This window comes from Streptomyces sp. NPDC006197, assembly GCF_040613865.1.
In the GTDB taxonomy this organism is placed as follows: domain Bacteria; phylum Actinomycetota; class Actinomycetes; order Streptomycetales; family Streptomycetaceae; genus Streptomyces.
Map to the genome: position 1 here is coordinate 1 of NZ_JBEXSZ010000169.1, position 16,986 is coordinate 16,986.

General features: G+C 72.0%; 18 protein-coding genes and 1 pseudogene. 14 read left to right on the forward strand and 5 right to left on the reverse strand.

Translation table 11 applies throughout. The annotated features are described in order from the left end of the window. The first annotated feature begins 171 nt into the window (after positions 1-171). Positions 172-618, forward strand: a complete 447-nt coding sequence (locus ABZ318_RS34280) for an SSI family serine proteinase inhibitor (RefSeq protein WP_356906348.1) — start codon at positions 172-174, stop codon at positions 616-618. Positions 619-671: 53 nt separating this feature from the next. Further along, the gene (locus tag ABZ318_RS34285; protein WP_356906349.1) at positions 672-869 is read left to right on the forward strand and encodes a hypothetical protein; all 198 of its coding nucleotides are present in this window, start codon (positions 672-674) and stop codon (positions 867-869) included. Between the two features lie 237 nt (positions 870-1,106). Here ABZ318_RS34285 and ABZ318_RS34290 read toward each other — a convergent pair whose 3' ends face one another. From ABZ318_RS34290 to ABZ318_RS34300, 3 genes are all read right to left on the reverse strand, one after another. After that, positions 1,107-1,532, reverse strand: a complete 426-nt coding sequence (locus ABZ318_RS34290) for a DUF6193 family natural product biosynthesis protein (RefSeq protein ID WP_356906350.1) — start codon at positions 1,530-1,532, stop codon at positions 1,107-1,109. Between the two features lie 113 nt (positions 1,533-1,645). Then, complete coding sequence (locus ABZ318_RS34295) at positions 1,646-3,355, reverse strand: aldehyde dehydrogenase family protein (RefSeq protein ID WP_356906351.1); 1,710 nt, start codon at positions 3,353-3,355, stop codon at positions 1,646-1,648. A gap of 8 nt (positions 3,356-3,363) precedes the next feature. Further along, on the reverse strand, positions 3,364-4,716 hold the full coding sequence (locus ABZ318_RS34300) for a flavin monoamine oxidase family protein (protein ID WP_356906352.1): 1,353 nt from the start codon (positions 4,714-4,716) through the stop codon (positions 3,364-3,366). Positions 4,717-4,845: 129 nt separating this feature from the next. Here ABZ318_RS34300 and ABZ318_RS34305 point away from each other — a divergent pair, with 129 nt between their 5' ends. The 3 genes from ABZ318_RS34305 (at position 4,846) to ABZ318_RS34315 (ending at position 7,372) form a co-directional block, all read left to right on the forward strand. After that, the gene (locus ABZ318_RS34305) at positions 4,846-5,478 is read left to right on the forward strand and encodes a TetR/AcrR family transcriptional regulator (protein ID WP_356906353.1); all 633 of its coding nucleotides are present in this window, start codon (positions 4,846-4,848) and stop codon (positions 5,476-5,478) included. A 188-nt stretch (positions 5,479-5,666) separates the two neighbouring features. Further along, entirely contained in the window at positions 5,667-7,025 is a 1,359-nt protein-coding gene (locus tag ABZ318_RS34310) for an FAD-dependent oxidoreductase (protein WP_356906354.1), read from the forward strand. A 131-nt stretch (positions 7,026-7,156) separates the two neighbouring features. Beyond that, on the forward strand, positions 7,157-7,372 hold the full coding sequence (locus ABZ318_RS34315; protein WP_356906355.1) for a hypothetical protein: 216 nt from the start codon (positions 7,157-7,159) through the stop codon (positions 7,370-7,372). Here ABZ318_RS34315 and ABZ318_RS34320 read toward each other — a convergent pair. After that, positions 7,344-7,775, reverse strand: coding sequence for a hypothetical protein (locus tag ABZ318_RS34320; RefSeq protein WP_356906356.1), 432 nt, complete (start codon positions 7,773-7,775; stop codon positions 7,344-7,346). The genes ABZ318_RS34315 and ABZ318_RS34320 overlap by 29 nt on opposite strands. 28 nt (positions 7,776-7,803) lie before the next feature. Further along, the gene (locus tag ABZ318_RS34325) at positions 7,804-8,352 is read right to left on the reverse strand and encodes a DUF2231 domain-containing protein (RefSeq protein ID WP_356906357.1); all 549 of its coding nucleotides are present in this window, start codon (positions 8,350-8,352) and stop codon (positions 7,804-7,806) included. Positions 8,353-8,475: 123 nt separating this feature from the next. On the opposite strand from ABZ318_RS34325, the gene ABZ318_RS34330 reads away from it, so the two are divergent. From ABZ318_RS34330 to ABZ318_RS34370, 9 genes and pseudogenes are all read left to right on the forward strand, one after another. Further along, on the forward strand, positions 8,476-9,237 hold the full coding sequence (locus ABZ318_RS34330) for a helix-turn-helix domain-containing protein (protein ID WP_356906358.1): 762 nt from the start codon (positions 8,476-8,478) through the stop codon (positions 9,235-9,237). A 322-nt stretch (positions 9,238-9,559) separates the two neighbouring features. Next, positions 9,560-11,929 carry a SpoIIE family protein phosphatase gene (locus ABZ318_RS34335; protein WP_356906359.1) on the forward strand — a complete coding sequence of 790 codons (2,370 nt, stop codon included), beginning with the start codon at positions 9,560-9,562 and terminating at the stop codon, positions 11,927-11,929. 123 nt (positions 11,930-12,052) lie between these two features. Further along, complete coding sequence (locus ABZ318_RS34340) at positions 12,053-12,304, forward strand: hypothetical protein (protein WP_356906360.1); 252 nt, start codon at positions 12,053-12,055, stop codon at positions 12,302-12,304. 10 nt (positions 12,305-12,314) lie between these two features. Next, positions 12,315-12,938, forward strand: coding sequence for a TetR/AcrR family transcriptional regulator (locus ABZ318_RS34345; protein ID WP_356906361.1), 624 nt, complete (start codon positions 12,315-12,317; stop codon positions 12,936-12,938). Positions 12,939-13,190: 252 nt separating this feature from the next. Further along, positions 13,191-14,036: pseudogene (locus tag ABZ318_RS34350) on the forward strand (acetyl-CoA C-acyltransferase); the annotation flags it as partial. Between the two features lie 32 nt (positions 14,037-14,068). Then, positions 14,069-14,824: an SDR family oxidoreductase gene (locus ABZ318_RS34355; RefSeq protein WP_356906362.1), complete on the forward strand. Its 756-nt coding sequence runs from the start codon at positions 14,069-14,071 to the stop codon at positions 14,822-14,824. Beyond that, positions 14,821-15,504 carry an HAD family phosphatase gene (locus ABZ318_RS34360; protein WP_356906363.1) on the forward strand — a complete coding sequence of 228 codons (684 nt, stop codon included), beginning with the start codon at positions 14,821-14,823 and terminating at the stop codon, positions 15,502-15,504. The genes ABZ318_RS34355 and ABZ318_RS34360 overlap by 4 nt, the downstream gene beginning before the upstream one ends. Continuing rightward, positions 15,501-16,583, forward strand: coding sequence for a phosphotransferase family protein (locus tag ABZ318_RS34365; RefSeq protein WP_356906364.1), 1,083 nt, complete (start codon positions 15,501-15,503; stop codon positions 16,581-16,583). Before ABZ318_RS34360 ends, ABZ318_RS34365 begins: the two co-directional genes overlap by 4 nt. Then, on the forward strand, positions 16,583-16,986 hold a 404-nt coding region (locus tag ABZ318_RS34370), incomplete at its 3' end, for an acyl-CoA dehydrogenase family protein (protein ID WP_356906365.1). The genes ABZ318_RS34365 and ABZ318_RS34370, both read left to right, overlap by 1 nt.

Genomic DNA, 16,986 nt, shown 5'->3' on the forward strand with positions numbered 1-16,986 from the left:
GGTACCGGAACACCGCCTCTCAACTGGCCGAACGATCGGTCGGTAGGCCTTTGTCGAAAGCGCGGCCGGAAAGTTGCGGCCACGTGTGCGATCACCCTCCGCGTCGACAAGACTCCGGTGCGCAGCCGATCGGCTCGCACCACCCCCGTCACCCCACGAAGGGACACCTCCGTGCGCTACTTCCGTACCCTTGGCGCCACCGCGTTCGCCACCGCGACCGGCCTCGCGCTCGTCGGCACCGCCTTCACCGGCGCCGACACCGCCGAGGCGGCGCCCGCGAGCCTCTACGCGCCGTCGGCGCTCGTGCTCACCGTCAGCGAGGGCGCGCACCCGGCGACCGACACCGTCGTCCGCGCGGTCACTCTGACCTGCGCCCCCGTACCGTCCGGCAGCCACCCCGCGCCGGAGGCGGCCTGCGGGGAACTGGCCTCCGTGGACGGCGACTTCACGAGCCTGACGGGTTTACGGGAGGGCCGCCCCTGTACGCGCGAGTGGAACCCGGTCACGATCACCGGTGACGGCGTCTGGCAGGGCCGGCGCGTCACCTGGTCGGCGACCTACGGCAACGCGTGCGAGCTGCGGGCCCGTACGGCGGACGGGACGGTCTTCGCGTTCTGACGGAACCCTCGGAGCGGCTTTCCTCAGGGACACCCGGCCCACCGGCCCTCCTGGTGAATTCAGGCAGGGCCGGTGCTGCGCGGCCCGTCCGGTGGTTCGAGGCACCCACGCACTGCGTCACGCTCCGCGGGGCCTGCCGGAGCCTGCTGCTCTTCGTCGCCTCCGGGCCCGGCTCCGGCGGCGGGGGAGGCGACAGCGTCGGCGCCGTCTTCCTCACCAGGGCAGGCCAGGTCGTCCAGGCGCTCCCCTGAACTCTTCCATGAGTTCGCGGCAGACGGCTTCCTCCACAGTGCCTGCGAGGTTGGCCTGGGAGGCGCGGCTGGTGAAACGCCCGTGGGGGTCGTCGGTCCATACGTATGCGGCACCGGTTCGAAGGAGTCGCAGGTCAAGGGGCCGTTTCGGAGCAATCCGAAACGGCCCCTTGACCGTTTTGGGGTCACTCGTTTCGCAGGCCCTGGGGAGCCGCTGCTTGATGGGCGCGGGAAGGGTCAGGAGCCGGTGGATCGGGGTGCCCCTGTTCGGTCGTTCCCGCAGGTGTCGCGGTCGCCCCGGTCGTCTCCGAGCACGGCCGGCCCGCGTCCTTCCGGGAGGTTGGCGACGACCAGCGCGAACGCCTCCTCCAGGGTCTCCGTCCTGCCGACGGTCCCCACGCCCTTGGGCCCGCGCACCCAGAACCGTCCGTCGGGGCCCCGCGGGTAGACCTGCCCCCCGACATGGGCGGCCGGCATCCCGGCGCGGCCACTGAAGTACATGACTCCGTGACTGACCAGGGGGAAGAGCTGTCGCAGCTGCGGCTGTGCATAAGCCGCGCGGACGGTTTCCGCGTCGATCAGGTCGTGACTCCCTCCGAGGAGAAGACGCCATTCCTCGGCCACGACGTCCGCGGCACTCCGCGCGTCAGTGTCGTCCGTCATCTCTCCGCTCTCACCTCATGTGCTTCGGAAGCTTCGATGCCTGGTGTCAGTCGAACAGTTCTCGGTCTCGGCACTCAAGGTGGATCTCGACGGGGTTCCGGCGGTCTGATCGCCTATCCGCGCAGCGCGGAGGCGAAGATGCCGGGCAGCTTCGTCCACCCGGGGCGGCCGGCGAAGGCCGTGAGTCGGCGTCCGGTGCCTGCCGCGGTGCGGTTGGTGACGAACCACGGCGGCCGCGGCGACAGGGTGAGCCGGCCGGTGAGCACCGACCGAGGGAAGGGGCGGAACGGTCCGTGCACGACGGTCCGTTCGGTGCCGTCCAGCAGGAGCCCGTTGTGGACGATGCCGATGCCGCTCTGCGCGTCCTGGAGGGTGTGGCCGGGGAACGCGCCCCAGGGGGCGCGGGCGGTCAGGTAGCCGACACCGGTCCACGCGTTGACCGCGACCGTGCCGTACCGCAGATCGGCGATGAACCGGGTGAAGTCGGCGCCCAGTGCACGGATGGCGCGAGGGTGCGCCACGACGTTCGCGCCGAGGGTTCCCGACAGCCGGTCGTTGGCGAAGGCGACGGCGCGGTCGAGGAACTCCCGTTCCTGCCCGGGGAGGCTGGTCACGGCCAGGACGGGGGCGAAGTACTCCTCGGTGAAGGCGATGTCGTCGTCGGCGGGGATCCCCTCGACGAGCACACGGGAGCCGTCCGCGACCTGCCGGGCGGTGCCGGGGTGGTCCTTCACCGCGGCCGCGCAACGGGCGTCGCTGCCCGGGTAGTAGGCGGGCCGCGCCACCGCCCTGGTGAAGGCCTCGCGCAGCGCTTCGAGGAAGTCCTCCTTCTGGGGCCAGTCGCTGCTCAGCACGAGCACCTGGGACGCGACGCAGTTGTATCCGTTGTTGTGGAGCTTCTGGGTGACGATGTGCTCCGCCTGGAAGGCGAGATCGCGCTTCGACCACTTTTCCGGGACCACGATCGTCGGCGAGACACCGCCCAGCTCGCTGGTGATCGGCTTGTCCAGCAGCACGTGACCGCGGGCCTGCCGGGCCCGGCCTTCCTCACCGGGGCCGAACACGATGACGTCGTGGGACCTGACGCTGCCGGTGATGTGCACGTGGCCGATCCCCGGATGTGCCACCGCCGCCGACCCGACGTCGACGCCACCGGTGACGATCCGCAGGAGGCCCAGCTCGATGAAGCGGGCGAACACCTTGGTCAGTACCGGCAGCAGCGGGTCCGTGATCGGGTTCAGCTTGAGCAGCACGACTCGGTTGTGGGCGAACAGCTCGTAGAGCGTGTCGAGCGGCGCGATCGAGAAGATGTTGCCCGCCCCGAGGACGAGACCGACACCGCCGGTCTCCTTCGGCGTGCGCTGGCCGAGCCCCGCGGTCTTCCGCAGCCGGTCGGCCGTCACGCCCGGCTCGGACCAGACCTCGGCGGTGAAGCCGTTGAGCAGGAGCCGGTCGAACAGGTCATGGGGGAGGACCCGGACCGCGACCCGGTCACCGGGAGCCCGTGAGAGGTGGAAGCCGTCGAGCGGGCTGTGTCCGGCGTCGAGGGCGGCAAGCGTCGCGGACAAGGCTCCGACACCGCTGAGTACGGCGTAGGGCCCGCTGATCCACTCCTCGCCGGTGAGCTGGGACCCGGGGTCCAGTCCCTTGATCGCGCAGGCGACGTCGACCCACTCCTGGGCGTGCTGCTGCAGTGCCGCCGACAGTGCCGCGAGCAGGCCGCGGCGCGCGCCCAGCGACAGGGTCGCCCAGGTCTCCTCGCCACGGCGTAGCTCCTCGACCAGCGTGTCGAGCGACGGCGCGTTGCCGTTCGCAGTGTTCATGTCGACGCTCACGCTTCCAGGTGGGCGAGTACTTCCGCCGCCGCTCGGTGGCCGGAACGGACGGCGCCGTCCATGTAGCCGTTCCACACATCGGAGGTCTCCGCGCCGGCCCAGTGGATGCGTCCCACCGGCTCGGCGAGTGCGGCGCCGTACTGCGTCCACACACCGGCCCCCAGTCGGCCGCCGTAACAGCCTCGGGTGTATTCCTCCTCCATCCAGTTCTGCTCGGCGTAGTCGATCGGCTGCCGGGCGTCGGGGCCGAACAGCTTCACCAGCGCGGCGACCGCCGAGGCACGACGCTCCTCGGGCGACATGCGAGCCGCGTAGCGGGCGTGCGCACCCTCGAAGAACCCGACGACGACACCGCACGAGGCGTCCGGCGGCGAGTTGTCGAGGGTGACGCTCAGCGCGTCGTCCAGGTTGAAGGAGAAGCCGCTGAGACCTGCTTCGCGCCAGAACGGGGTCGGGTACGCGACCTGCACCTTGATCACCGAGCCCATCGGAATCTGCTGGGTGAGGCCGTCGCGGGCGGCGGGAAGCGCGGGTTCGTACGTGAGGCGGCCGGCGAGCGTGGGCGGGATCGCCACGATGACGCGCTGCGCACTGATCTCACCGCCGTCGAAGTGGACCCGCACCCCGTCCCCGCCGTGGGAGATCTTCCGGACCGGGGAGCTGAGCCGGACCGCGTCCCCCAGCGTCTCCGCCAGGCGCTCCGAGATCTGGTGGGTGCCACCGACGACCCGTAGCTCCTGTGCTCCGCCGGTGGTCGCGACGAGACTGCCGATCATGCCCCCCGACCTGATGTAGAAGAGGAAGTGCAGCAGGGACATCTCGGCCGGCTCGGCGGAGAACAGCGCCGGGACGACGGCGGCCCAGAACGCCAGTGCCTCGGCGTTGTCGGTTTTGGTACGCAGCCACTCGTCCACCGTCTTCCGGTCGAGCTCGGCCGCCTGGGGCGACAACCAGGGCGAGGACAGCGACACCGTGCCGGCGAGCGCCTCGAGCTCTCCTTGCAGTCGGCCGACCTCGACCGCCGCCTCCTCGGAGAGGCCGAAGGTCTCGTCGGAGTACGTGGTCGGCGTTCCGTCGTAGAGGGTCACCGCTGAGCCGGCGTCGTAGGTCGGGAACGTCTCCAGGCCGAACTCGGTGATCAACTTGAGTACTTCGGTCTGGGTGGGGCCGATCCACTGGCCGCCCATTTCGACCGGCACCCCGTTGACCAGGTGGTGGCCGAGGTTGCGGCCCGCGACCCGATCGCGCGCCTCCAGCACCGTCACGCTGCGGCCGGCGGCGCGGATGGCCCGGGCGGCGGTGAGCCCGGCGAGCCCGGCCCCGATCACCACGATGTCGGAACTCGTCATTTCGCCACTTCTCGTCATCTCGACACTCCAGATTCGGTCGGTTGTCCGACTTGAATCTAGGGCGCGTCACAATGGCGTGCAAGAGTTGCGCGGACAGAAGTACCGGCGGAGCGAGGGAGAGAGGCGACAGTGGCCTACGTCAGGGCGGCGGAACGCGAGGAGCAGATCGTCGCGGCGGCTATCCGAGTGCTGAGTGAGGTGGGCGTCCCGGCGACGACCCTGCGTGCCGTCGCCGCCGAGGCGGGCATCCCCCTGGGCACACTGCACTACGTCTTCCCGAGCAAGGACAAGCTGCTTCACGCCGTCATCGCCGGCGTCACCCGTGACATCTCGGACGCCCTGGCGGCCGAGGGAGAACTCGACCGCGGCATGGAGCACGCCCTCCGACAGGGGCTCACCGCCTTCTGGGGCAAGCTGGTCGAGGGCCATGTCGGCCTGCAGCTCATGCAGTACGAGCTCGCCACGTACTCCGTGCGCAGCGAGGTCGAAGGGGGGCTGGCCCGGCTCCAGTACGACCGCTACAGCTCTGTCGTCACCCGGTTCTGCGAGCGGGCGGCGCAGGCCGCGGGAGAGCGGTGCGCCGTCGGATTCGACACGCTCGGACGCCTCGCCCTCGCCCAGATCGACGGCCTGATCCTGCAGTACGTGGCCAACCCCGACCCCGAACGCGCCCGCCGCGACCTCCACCACGCGCTGGACATGCTCGTCCTGTTCGCCGACCCCCGGGCGGTGCCGCGCGGCGCCACGGGGCGCTCCGCGTGACACGCCCGTGATCCACCCCCGGTAGCCGCACGGAAAGCGGGTCTCACCCTTGCCTCAGGTGAGTGTCGGCTCTACCTTTCTCGGACGGACGTCCGACTTCGTCATTCGGATCGGGCCGTGCCGCCGGAATGCCGTGTCGCGCCGGCGGCCGTCATGGCGAGCACCGGCCGGCAATCTGGAGGACGAACATGGGCCCGCAGGCACAGGGCAGCACACGCAGCGAGAACGACCGGTCGACGGCCACCACCGTGGCGGTGGTCGGTGCCGGCATGTCAGGGCTGATCGCGGCCCGGGCACTCCACCGTCAGGGCATCGACGTCCTCGTGCTGGAGTCCGCCGACCGGCCGGGCGGACGGATGATGGCCGAGACGTCCCCCTTGGGGTCGCGGCTCGATGTGGGCGGCCAGTGGGTGGGCCATGACCACCGCCGGTTCATCGCCCTGGCGGCCGAACTCGGCACCACGCTGTTCCCGATGCACACGCCGAAGCGCCCCGACGTCATCGCGGGGAACCGGAAGCTTGCGGTGTGCGGCCCGGTCATGCTGACGGCCAACGCGGTCCTGCTGTCATGGGAGATCAGGTCGAGGCTCGGAGCGCCCCGGGGGTGGGAGTCGCAGACGGTCGAGGCATGGCTGCGCAAGGTGCCGGGCCGCAAGGTGCGGAGACTGCTCGAGGTGCTCGTCGCCGTCTCCACGACGTCGGATCCCGACCGCTATTCGATGCATGCCTTCGCCGCGACGGTCCGTCACCAGGGCGGCCTGGCCGCCATGCTGTCGACGAGGGGCGGAGCCCAGGAGGGGTTGATCGCCGAGGGGGCGGGGACGCTGACGGAGAGGCTGGCCGCCGAACTGGGGCCGCGGCTGCTGACCGGTCGTCGGGTCACCTCGATCCGTCGTCACAGCGGCGGCGTCACCCTGCACACCGCGTACGGCGACGTCCAGGCCGCCAAGGCGATCGTTTCCGTCCCGCCGCCGATGTCCGCCCGGATCGTCTACGACCCACCGCTCCCCGCGAACAGGACCGAACTCGAACAGAACACCTACATGGGCTCGGTCCACAAGGCGATCGCGGTCTACGAACGGCCTTTCTGGCGGGAGCGGAAGCGCCAGGCCGAGGCCGTGTTCCTGGACAAGCCCGGTCGCGCGCTGTTCGACACCTCGCTGCCCGGCGGCCCGGGCCACCTGTGCGTCCTCGTGGCCGGGCCGGAGGCCCGGGAGCTGGACCGGCTGGACGTCGACGACCGCCGCCGGGCCCTGCTCCGTCCGCTCGTCGCCCACCTGGGACCCGAGGTCCTCGAACCGGTGAGCTGGCACGAGAAGCCGTGGCACCTCGACGAACACGTCGGCGGCGGCTACGCGGCGCTGCCCCTCCCAGGAAGCCGCGCCGGATACTTCCCCATGCCGTCCGACCCGGTCGGCGACATCCACTGGGCCGGGACCGAGACCGCCGAGGAGCACGCGGGGTACGTCGAGGGCGCGATCGAATCCGGCGAGCGGGCGGCGCGCGAAGTGATCGACAGCCTGCTGGGCACTGCCGGCACCGGGTGAGGGCGGCCGGAGGGAGAGGCGGCACAACGGTCCCTCCAGGAGGGCGCGGAGGTCGCCGACCGGTCCGGTCGGGCTGTTGTACGGGGCGAACTCGTCGAGGCCGGGAGCCGTTCCCGGCACGGACGGCTCCCGTGCTGAACGAGCGTGCGGTGGACGACCGCAGCGACGACGACTACCGGGACGTGGTGGGGCCGTACGCCGACGAGTTCCTCCTCGACACCGGGCTTCCCCGCGCGGCGGACGCAAAGGGCTGGGAGCTCGCACCGGAGGTCCTCCGTCTCCACCTCACTGCGTACGACGACTTGGAGAGGGATCCGGTCAGCCGTCTCCGACGCCCAGGGCGGTGAGCAGGACCAGGAGCACGGTCGCGACGGCGAACAGGCCGTGGCCGATGACGACCGGCACCGGGAAGTGCCGCTCGGCCGGCGCCTCCGCGTCCGCGGGGGTGCCCGCCGTGCCGGCGCGCAGGACCGGCAGCCAGCGCGCCAGCATGACGAAGCCGAGCAGCGCGACCGGCACCAGCAGGCCGAAGGCGGTCCAGGCCAGGGCCGTCCTGTCGACGGCGAGGTAGACGATCCACACCACCAGGCCGACGGCGGCGAGCACGAAGTGCCCGAAGAGCACGGGTGCGGGCAGCCGGCTGGTGCCGGTGCGCTGCTGACGCACGCCGCCGCGCCGGATCCACACCCCCAGCATGAAGAAGCCGCCGAGCGCGGTGATCAGCCAGGTGACGAGAGCTGCGATGTCCACGAGGACTCCAGGAAGTGGTCGGGTCGGTTCAGCGGGAGCGGCCGGGGCGTTCCCCGCCCGTGCCGGTACGGGTGTAGCCGTCGGCCTGGGTGGCCTCGTCGGCGACCCGCACGCCGTAGCGGTAGGCGAGCTTGCCGCCGAGGAAGCCGGACACCCCCAGGACGAGGAGGCTCGCCGCGGACAGCGCGAGCGTCCCCGTGCCGACGCTGCCGGCCGTCCCGGCGGCGCGCCGCCAGAAGAACCCGCCGATGTAGGCGCCGGTCACCAGGAGGTTCAGCGTCATGTGCACGAGGGCGGTGCGCATCGCAGGGGTGCCCGGAGGGATGGCGAACAGATCGAGGAACCCGACCGTCGCCGCCGCCAGCGCACCGAGCACGCCCACGGCGATCAGCCACATCGAGCCCCGCGTCAGGAAACCCGGATCGTGCACCACGAGCGACGCGACGTCGAAGACCAGGCTCGCCACCCAGGCGCCGATCGGGACGGTCACCAGGATCGGATGGAACGGATGGCCGTACGGGCCGGCGAGCGCCGCGCTGACCGGCCGTTTCGCCTGCGACTGCTGTGCGCTGAGCATGCTCGGCTCCTCTCCGCTTTTCACCAACAAGTCTTGTCTTTATTCCGCCCTTCCGTCAAGACAGCCAGGCCACAGACCCGCGCACACGGGCCGGCCTTCACCCTTGGGAGTTATCGTGACCGCGTGACCAGTGACGAGAGCAGCGAGAGCACGGCTACGGCCCCGGCCGACCGCATCCGGTCCGTGAGCGTCCTGGGCGAGGAGTCCCGGCGCCGGATGTTCGCCTTCATCCGGCGTGCGGGCCGTCCGGTGACCCGCGACGAGGCCGCCGCGAGCGTGGGCATCTCACGCAAGCTCGCCGCGTTCCACCTCGACAAGCTCGTCGACGCCGGTCTGCTGCGCGCCCGCTACGGCACGCCCGGAGCGGTGCGCAGGGTCGGACGCCAGCCCAAGGTCTACGAACCGACCGATGCCCAGATCACGGTCTCGATCCCCGAGCGCCGCCACCAGTTGCTGGCCGACCTGCTCCTGGAGGCCGTCCTCGCCCAGAGCGCCGGCGGCAGTGCCGCCGAAGCCGCTGTGACGGCGGCGGGCCGACGCGGACGCCGGCTCGGGGAGGGCGAACGCGAGGCCGGCCGGCCCGGACGGCTCGGCGCGGAGCGCGGTCTGACGCTGTGCGAGCAGATGCTTGAGGCCTACGGGTTCGAGCCCGTCCGTGAGAACCCGACCGAGGTGAGGCTGCGCAACTGCCCGTTCCACCCCCTCGCGGCCAAGGCCCCCGAGCTGGTCTGCGGCATGAACCACGCCTTCCTCGCCAACTACCTCCAGGGACTGGAGGTCTCGGGCGTGGAAGCCGTCCTCGCCCCGACCCCCGGCGAGTGCTGCGTCCAGCTGCGGCCCGCGTCCGACAGCTCCTCCCGGGACCAGCCCGAGGCCGACGGCTGAATCGGTGCCGGGAGGACCCGGACCGCGTGACGCCGTCGGACGGCAGCCCGGGCTCGTCGGCGGCGGCCACGGTGACGAAGGCCGTGCCGACGCGGCCTCCACGGTCGCGTCGAGGCCGCCCGTGCTCGGCACGGTGAACGGGGCCGAGCCGCCGGACGTCCCCCGACGGGGAAGACCGGCGGGGAAAACCTGCTCCTGGGCCGCCGTGGACTCCGGGCACTGGGACCGCGGTGCTTCGCCAGGATCGTGTTCCCGATCAGCCGAGCGCCCTCTCGCCTACGCAGAGTAGCCTGACGAAGGGGGCGTCCGTCGGGAGGCCGCCATGACAACGCCCGGGGCAGGAGAGCGGTACCTCGACACTCCCTTCAGCCTGGGGACCATGGCCACCGCCGTCCTCGACCACCGGGGCGAGATCATCGGCTGGGACGCCGGGGCCCAGGAGCTCTACGGGTACCCGGCCGACGAGGTCCTCGGGAAGCCGGCCCGCGCGTGCTTCGTCCCCGCCGACGGACGCCCCCTCTTCGCCCCCGACCGGCCCGCCGGCTCCTGGGGCGAGAAGCGGGCCCTGCGCAGGCGCGACGGGAGCGTCGCGCACGTGGTGCTGTACGTCCTGCGGCTGGGACCCGCCGGAGCCCGGCCGACCACCGCGGCCTGGGGCGTCGTGTCCGTCGAGGCCGAGCGGATGGAACGCTGGGCGACCGACCAGGCCATGCTGGCCGGCCTCTCCGCCCAGTCGCCGATCTCACTGACCGTGATCGACGCGGACGCCCGTGTGAAATGGGTCAACCCCGCGACGGAAACCGCGTTCGGCATCGGGCGCGACGACTACTTCGGCCTCCAGGTGCGGGACCTCCTCCCCGACGGGGAGATCATCTCCCCGGGACCGCACGGCCGCTCGCTCGAATCGGTGATCGACCACGTCCTCCGCACCGGCGAACCCGTGATCGACCTCCACTACCGGAGCTCCCTGCCGGGCGAACCTCCCACCCGCCGGCACGTCTGGTCCTGTTCCTACTTCCGCCTGCAGGACGTCACCGGCCACAACCTGGGCGTGGGCGAATCGGCCTTCGAGATCACCGAGCGCTACGAGGCACAACGACGCCTGGAGCTGCTGAGCCGCTCCTCCGGCATCGGGACGACACTGGACGGGGTCCGCACGTGCGAGGAACTCGTCACCGTGGTCGTCCCCGATCTCACGGACGCGGCACGGATCGACCTGGCCGAGTCCGTACTCGCGGGCGAGGAACCCGGCCCCTGGGGCGCGTCGACCCCCTTCCGCCGGGTCACCCGCGGAAACGCCGCAGGTCACGACGGTGCGCCCACGGGAGAGACCCGCGCCGACGGCAGGCGGCTCGTCCTTCCCCTGACGGCCGGGGCCGCGAGGCTCGGGACGGTCACCCTGCTGCGCACCGCCCAGCGGGACCCCTTCACCGACGCCGACCGCGCCCTGGCCGCCGAGCTGGTCGCCCACACGGCGGTGTGCGTCGACAACGGCCGGCGCTACGCCCGGGAACGCGCCACCGCCCTGCTCTTCCAGCGCAATCTGCTCCCGCAGGAGCTGCCCGAGCACACGGCGGTGGAGACCGCCCACCACTACGTCCCCAGCACGGGGCCCACGGGGGTCGGCGGCGACTGGTACGACGTGATCCCGCTGTCCGGTGCCCGCGTCGGGCTCGTGGTGGGCGACGTGGTGGGCCACGGGCTGCACGCCGCCGTCACGATGGGCAGGCTGCGGACGACCGTGCGCGCGCTGGCCGCGCTCGACCTCGCGCCCGAGGAGCTCCTCAGCAGACTCGACGACCTCGTCGGGCAGGCGCGCATCGGCGTCGATCCGAAGGAGACCGACGGCACGGACCCGGCGGTGGGCGCGCGATGTCTGTACCTCGTGTACGACGCCGTCCACGGGCGGTGCGCCGCGGCGACCGCCGGCCATCTGCCGCCGGTCCTGGTGGCCCCCGGCGGGCCGGCCGAGCCCCTGGACATGCCCGTGGGCCTGCCCCTGGGCGTCGGCGGCCTGCCTTTCGAGTCCGCGGAGTTCGAGATCGCCGAGAACAGCCTCCTCGCGCTGTTCACGGACGGGCTGGTCACGGGCGCCGAGCGCGATCCGGATGCCGGAGTCGCCGGCCTGTGCCGGATGCTGAGCGAGCACCGGGGTCTTCCACCGGCCGTGGTCCGGGACCGGATCGTCGAGTCCGGGCTGCCGGCCGACGCGCGCGACGACGCGGCCCTTCTGCTGGTCCGGGTCCACGCCCTGGCCGAGGACCACATGGCCGGTTGGCGGATCGACCCGGACCCGGGGAAGGTGGCCGGCGCCCGCGCCTCCGCGAACGCGCAGCTGGAGCACTGGGGCCTCGACGCCGTCGGCTTCGCCGTCGAACTGATCGTCAGCGAACTCGTCACCAACGCCATCCGGTACGGGGCTCCGCCGGTGGACCTGCGGCTCCTGCGGGACAAGGACCGGGCACTGATCTGCGAGGTGTCGGACAGCCGCGAGACCTCGCCGCACCTGCGGCGGGCCCGGCCGGACGAGGAGGGCGGCCGCGGACTCTTCCTGGTCGCCCAGCTCGCCGACCAGTGGGGGACGCGCTACACGCGCGAGGGGAAGACGATCTGGGCCGAGGTCCCGATCGGCACGGACGACGGGGGCCTCGACCTCTTCGGAGACGTCTTCGGCGACGTGCCCGGCGAGTGACCCCGGGCCCGGCCTCCCGTCCCGGCAGGGTCCCGTGAGGACCCCCGAGCCCCGGAGCGGGTGCCGGTCGAAGGGTGCTCCTCTTTCGATGATCTTGTACGGCCCGGCTGATAATCTCGACTCATGGTCGAGAACCCGGTGACGGCACAGGTGGCTTCCCGCCCGGCACCCGTGCAGCGCCGCGGCATGAAGCGTGCGCAGGCGATCCTGGACGCCGCCGATCAGATCCTCGCCGAGGAGGGGTACGCGGCCTCCGGCCGGGTCTTCGGCATCGCCTTCGAGAACTCCCGGACCGGCGACGAGGCCACGATCGACGAGGCGCGCCGACTGATGACCGCGTACCTCGAGACGTACGCCCCGAAGCGGCGCCGCTAGGGGATCGGCCGTGTCCACAGCGGAGGGGCGCCGGAGGGGCCGGCCGCCGGCGACCGTCAACGGCCGTACGGTTCCTGAGCGGTTGCTGGACGCGGCCCTCGAGCTCTTCGCGGAGAAGGGCTTCGACGGGACGTCGGTGCAGGACGTGGTGCGCGCCGCGGGGGTCACCAAGGGCGCCATGTACCACTACTTCCCCTCCAAGGACGACCTGCTCCACGAGATCTACCTGCGGGTGCTGCGGATGCAGACCGAGCGCCTCGACGCCGTGGTGGCGACGGACCTGCCGGTGGCGGAGCGCGTCCACGCGGCGGTGGTGGACGTCGTGGTGACGACGATCGAGAACCTCCAGAGCGCCACGATCTTCTTCCGGTCGCTGCACCAGCTCGCCGAGGAGAACCAGCGGCAGGTGCGTCGGGAGCGCCGGCGCTACCACGAGACCTTCCGGGCGCTCATCGTCGAGGGGCAGCGCGAGGGGGTGTTCCGCGACGACGTCAGCGCCGAGCTGGCCGTCGACTACTGCTTCGGGTCGGTCCACCACCTGCCGATGTGGTGGCGCTCCGGGGGCGGGGCCTCGGCCGACGAGGTCGCCCGTACGTTCGCCGACCTGTTCATCGCGGGCATCGCGGCCCGCTGACCGCTGCCCCCCCGGCGGTGCTGCCCCTGTCCCCGGGCGCCGTCGACCCCTGCCCCCGGGCGTCGCCGTTGCCGCGTACCGGGCGCCGGGCGGCTCCTGTCGACATGACATAAGTCATTCCGCTCCCACCCCGATCGCCTGTTGACGGCCGTCCGTCGCCCGTTGCACAGTGGGCCCACCTTGAGTAAGCAACCGCTTAGCATGTAAAAGGAGGTCTCCGTGCCCGAAGCAGTGATCGTCTCGGTCGCCCGGAGCGACCACATCCCGGGCCACGACATCCTCAACCCGGCCTTCGGCGACGCCGGCAGGCGCACCGACGAGCGTGCGCAGGGCGGCGAGCCCGCGTGGACCGACCCCCGCGAGACCGGGGCGCTGCCGGACCTCTACATCGCGATGGGCCAGACCGCGGAGAACGTCGCCCAGACCATCGGCATGTCCCGCCAGGAGCAGGACGCGTTCGCCGTCCGCAGCCAGAACCTCGCCGTCCAGCGCATCGAGGAGGGCTTCTGGGCCCGCGAGATCACCCCGGTGACCCTGCCCGACGGTTCCGTCGTCTCGACCGACGACGGGCCCCGCCCCGGCACCACGCTCGAAGGCGTCAGCGGGCTCAAGCCGGTCTTCCGCCCCGACGGCACCGTGACCGCGGGCAACGCCTGCCCCCTCAACGACGGCGCCGCCGCCCTGGTGATCATGAGCGACGTCCGGGCCAGGGAGCTGGGCCTCACCCCGCTCGCCCGGATCGTGTCCACGGCCGTCGCCGGGCTCTCCCCGGAGATCATGGGCCTCGGCCCGGTCGAGGCCATCCCGGCCGCGCTGAAGAGCGCCGGTCTCGGCCTCGACGACATCGACCTCTACGAGATCAACGAGGCGTTCGCCGTGCAGTCGCTCGGCTCCGCCCAACAGCTCGGCATCCCGCTGGAGAAGCTCAACGTCAACGGCGGCGCCATCGCCGTCGGCCACCCGTTCGGCATGACCGGCGCCCGCATCACCGCCACCCTCGTCAACTCCCTGCAGTGGCACGACAAGCAGTTCGGCGTCGAGTCCATGTGCGTCGGCGGCGGCATGGGCATGGCCATGGTCGTCGAGCGCCTGAGCTGAGCACGTCCGAACCGAGAAGGAGTACGGAAGACATGAAGCGTTTCGAGGGAAAGACCGCGATCGTCACCGGCGCCAGCCGCGGCATCGGCCTGGCCATCGCCGAGCGGCTCGTCGCCGAAGGCGCCAGGGTCGTCATCACCGGCCGCACCAAGGACACGCTCGACCAGGCGGTCGCCGGCCTGGGCGGTCCCGCGCACGCCCTCGGCGTCGCCGGCAAGGCCGACGACCAGGCGCACCAGGCCGACACCGTCCGCCAGGCGATCGAGGCGTTCGGCAGCGTGGACCTGCTGGTGAACAACACCGGCATCAACCCGGTGTACGGCCCGATGATCGAGCTCGACCTGGCGGCCGCCCGCAAGATCGTCGAGATCAACTGCCTCGCCACCCTCTCCTGGACCCAGACGGTCCACGGCGCGTGGATGAAGGAGCACGGCGGCGCCGTCGTCAACGTCTCCTCGGTCTCCGGCGTCCAGCCCGCGCCCATGATCGGCATGTACGGCGCCAGCAAGGCGATGCTGATCTCGATGACCGAGCTCCTGGCCGTCGAACTGGGCCCGGACATCCGGGTCAACGCGGTCGCGCCGGCCGTCGTCAAGACGAAGTTCGCCACCGCCCTGTACGAGGGCCGCGAGGAGCAGCTCGCGGCCCGCTACCCGCTCAAGCGGCTGGGCGAGCCCGAGGACATCGGCGGCGTCGTCGCCTTCCTGCTCTCCGAGGACGCCGCCTGGCTCACCGGCCAGACCGTCGTCGTCGACGGGGGCGTCACACGCGTCGGAGCAGCCGAATGAGCGGGGCCGGCGCCCCGCCGACCGCACCGGTCGAGGCCGTCGTCCTCGACTACGGCGGTGTGCTCACCGGGCCCGTGAAGGAGTCGATCGCCGCCTGGATCGAGGCCGACGGCATCGAGCCGGCGTCGTTCTCCCGGACCCTCAGGGCCTGGATGTCCCGCGGCGCACCCGCCGGCACCCCGGTCCACCGCCTGGAGACCGGCGAGCTGACCGTCGCGGAGTTCGACGCCCTCCTCGCCGCGGAACTCACCACGGTCGACGGCCGGCCGGTCGAACCGGTCGGCGTGCTCTCCCGGCTCTTCGCCGGGATGCGTCCCGACCCGGCGATGTTCACGCTCGTCGAGGAGCTGCGCGCGCTCGGCGTCCGGGTCGCCCTGCTGTCCAACAGCTGGGGCAACACCTACCCGCGCGAGCGGCTCGACGCGCTGCTCGACCCCGTCGTCATCTCCGGCGAGGTCGGCCTGCGCAAGCCGGCGGCCCCGATCTACGAGCTGACCCTCGCGCGCCTCGGCGTCGCCGCCGGGAGCGCGGTCTTCGTCGACGACGCCGAGCCCAACGTGCTCGGCGCGCGAGCTGTCGGGATGCGGGCCCATCTGCACGTCGACGCCCCCTCCACCCGCGCGGCCCTCGCCGCGCTCGTCCCGGGGCTGCGCCCCACCCCGAACGGAGCCCCCGCATGACCGCCCCGAGGACGTCCGACGGCATCGCCGAACCGGAGAAGGGGACGGCCGGCCGGCACCCCTCCCCGCCCGGCCTCGACCTGGCCGGGCTCGGCGGCTGGCTGGGCGCGCACGTCCCCGGCGCCGGCTCCGACCTGTCGGCGACGCTGATCGCCGGCGGCAGGTCCAACCTCACGTACCGGGTCACCGACGGCACCGCCACCTGGATCGTCCGCCGGCCGCCCCTCGGGCACGTCCTCGCGACCGCCCACGACATGGGCCGCGAGTACCGCGTGATGAGCGCCCTGCGCGACACCTCGGTCCCGGTCCCGCACACGTACGGGTTCTGCGACGACCCCGACGTCCTGGGAGCGCCGTTCTACGTGATGGCGCAGTGCTCCGGCACCCCGTACCGGCTCGCGGCCGAGCTCGCCCCGCTCGGCGAGGAGCGCACCCGGCGGATCTCGGAGCGGCTCGTCGACACCCTCGTCACGCTGCACCGGGTGGACCCGGCGGCCGTCGGCCTCGCCGACTTCGGGCGCCCCCAGGGCTATCTGGAGCGCCAGGTCCGCCGCTGGAAGAAGCAGCTCGACGCCTCGTACAGCAGGGACCTCCCGGCCGCCGAGGAGCTCTACCGCCGGCTCTCCGCGGACGTCCCCGCGGAGTCGGCGAGCGGCATCGTCCACGGCGACTACCGGCTCGACAACCTGCTGGTCGACGACGACGACCGGGCGACGGCGGTCCTCGACTGGGAGATGGCGACGCTCGGCGACCCGCTGTCCGACCTCGCCCTGATGGTCGTCTACAACCGGCTCGGCGAGGTCACCGGCGACGACGCCGGCGTCAGCACCGTCGCGGGCGCGCCCGGCTACCTCACCGAGGCCGAGACGATCGAGCGGTACGCCGCGGGCAGCGGCCGGGACCTCTCCCGGTTCGGCTTCCACCTGGGCCTGGCCGCGTTCAAGCTCGCGGTGATCCTCGAGGGCATCCACTACCGGCACCTCCACGGCCAGACCGTCGGGGAGGGCTTCGAGACCCTCGGCGGGGCGATCGGTCCGCTGCTCGACGCCGGCCTTCGCGCACTGAAGGAGAAGCACTGATGGAATTCCGGTTCGACACCAGGACCGAGGAGCTGCGCGCGTCCCTGCTCGAGTTCATGGACGAGTACGTGTACCCGGCCGAGGCGGTCTTCCACGACCAGCTCGCCGCACTCGACGACCCCTGGGCCTGGGACTCGGTCCCGGTCCTGAAGGAGCTGCGCTCCGAGGCCCGCAAGCGCGGGCTGTGGAACCTTTTTCTTGTAGACCAGCACAGCCTCCCCGGCAAGGACGGCGCCGGCCTGACGAACCTCCAGTACGCCCCGCTGGCGGAGATCTCCGGACGCAGCCTCCACCTGGCGCCCCCGGCGATGAACTGCGCGGCGCCGGACACCGGCAACATGGAGGTGCTGCACATGTTCGGCACCCCCGAGCAGAAGGAGCGCTGGCTCCAGCCGCTCCTGAA

Bases quoted from the DNA above. Each gene is read 5' to 3' on its own strand.
- ABZ318_RS34290 (WP_356906350.1), bottom strand. From the start codon at position 1,532: ATGACGGACGACACTGACGCGCGGAGTGCCGCGGACGTCGTGGCCGAG.
- ABZ318_RS34295 (WP_356906351.1), bottom strand. From the start codon at position 3,355: ATGAACACTGCGAACGGCAACGCGCCGTCGCTCGACACGCTGGTCGAG.
- ABZ318_RS34300 (WP_356906352.1), bottom strand. From the start codon at position 4,716: ATGACGAGTTCCGACATCGTGGTGATCGGGGCCGGGCTCGCCGGGCTC.
- ABZ318_RS34310 (WP_356906354.1), top strand. From the start codon at position 5,667: ATGGGCCCGCAGGCACAGGGCAGCACACGCAGCGAGAACGACCGGTCG.
- ABZ318_RS34325 (WP_356906357.1), bottom strand. From the start codon at position 8,352: ATGCTCAGCGCACAGCAGTCGCAGGCGAAACGGCCGGTCAGCGCGGCG.
- ABZ318_RS34335 (WP_356906359.1), top strand. From the start codon at position 9,560: ATGACAACGCCCGGGGCAGGAGAGCGGTACCTCGACACTCCCTTCAGC.
- ABZ318_RS34340 (WP_356906360.1), top strand. From the start codon at position 12,053: ATGGTCGAGAACCCGGTGACGGCACAGGTGGCTTCCCGCCCGGCACCC.
- ABZ318_RS34355 (WP_356906362.1), top strand. From the start codon at position 14,069: ATGAAGCGTTTCGAGGGAAAGACCGCGATCGTCACCGGCGCCAGCCGC.
- ABZ318_RS34360 (WP_356906363.1), top strand. From the start codon at position 14,821: ATGAGCGGGGCCGGCGCCCCGCCGACCGCACCGGTCGAGGCCGTCGTC.
- ABZ318_RS34365 (WP_356906364.1), top strand. From the start codon at position 15,501: ATGACCGCCCCGAGGACGTCCGACGGCATCGCCGAACCGGAGAAGGGG.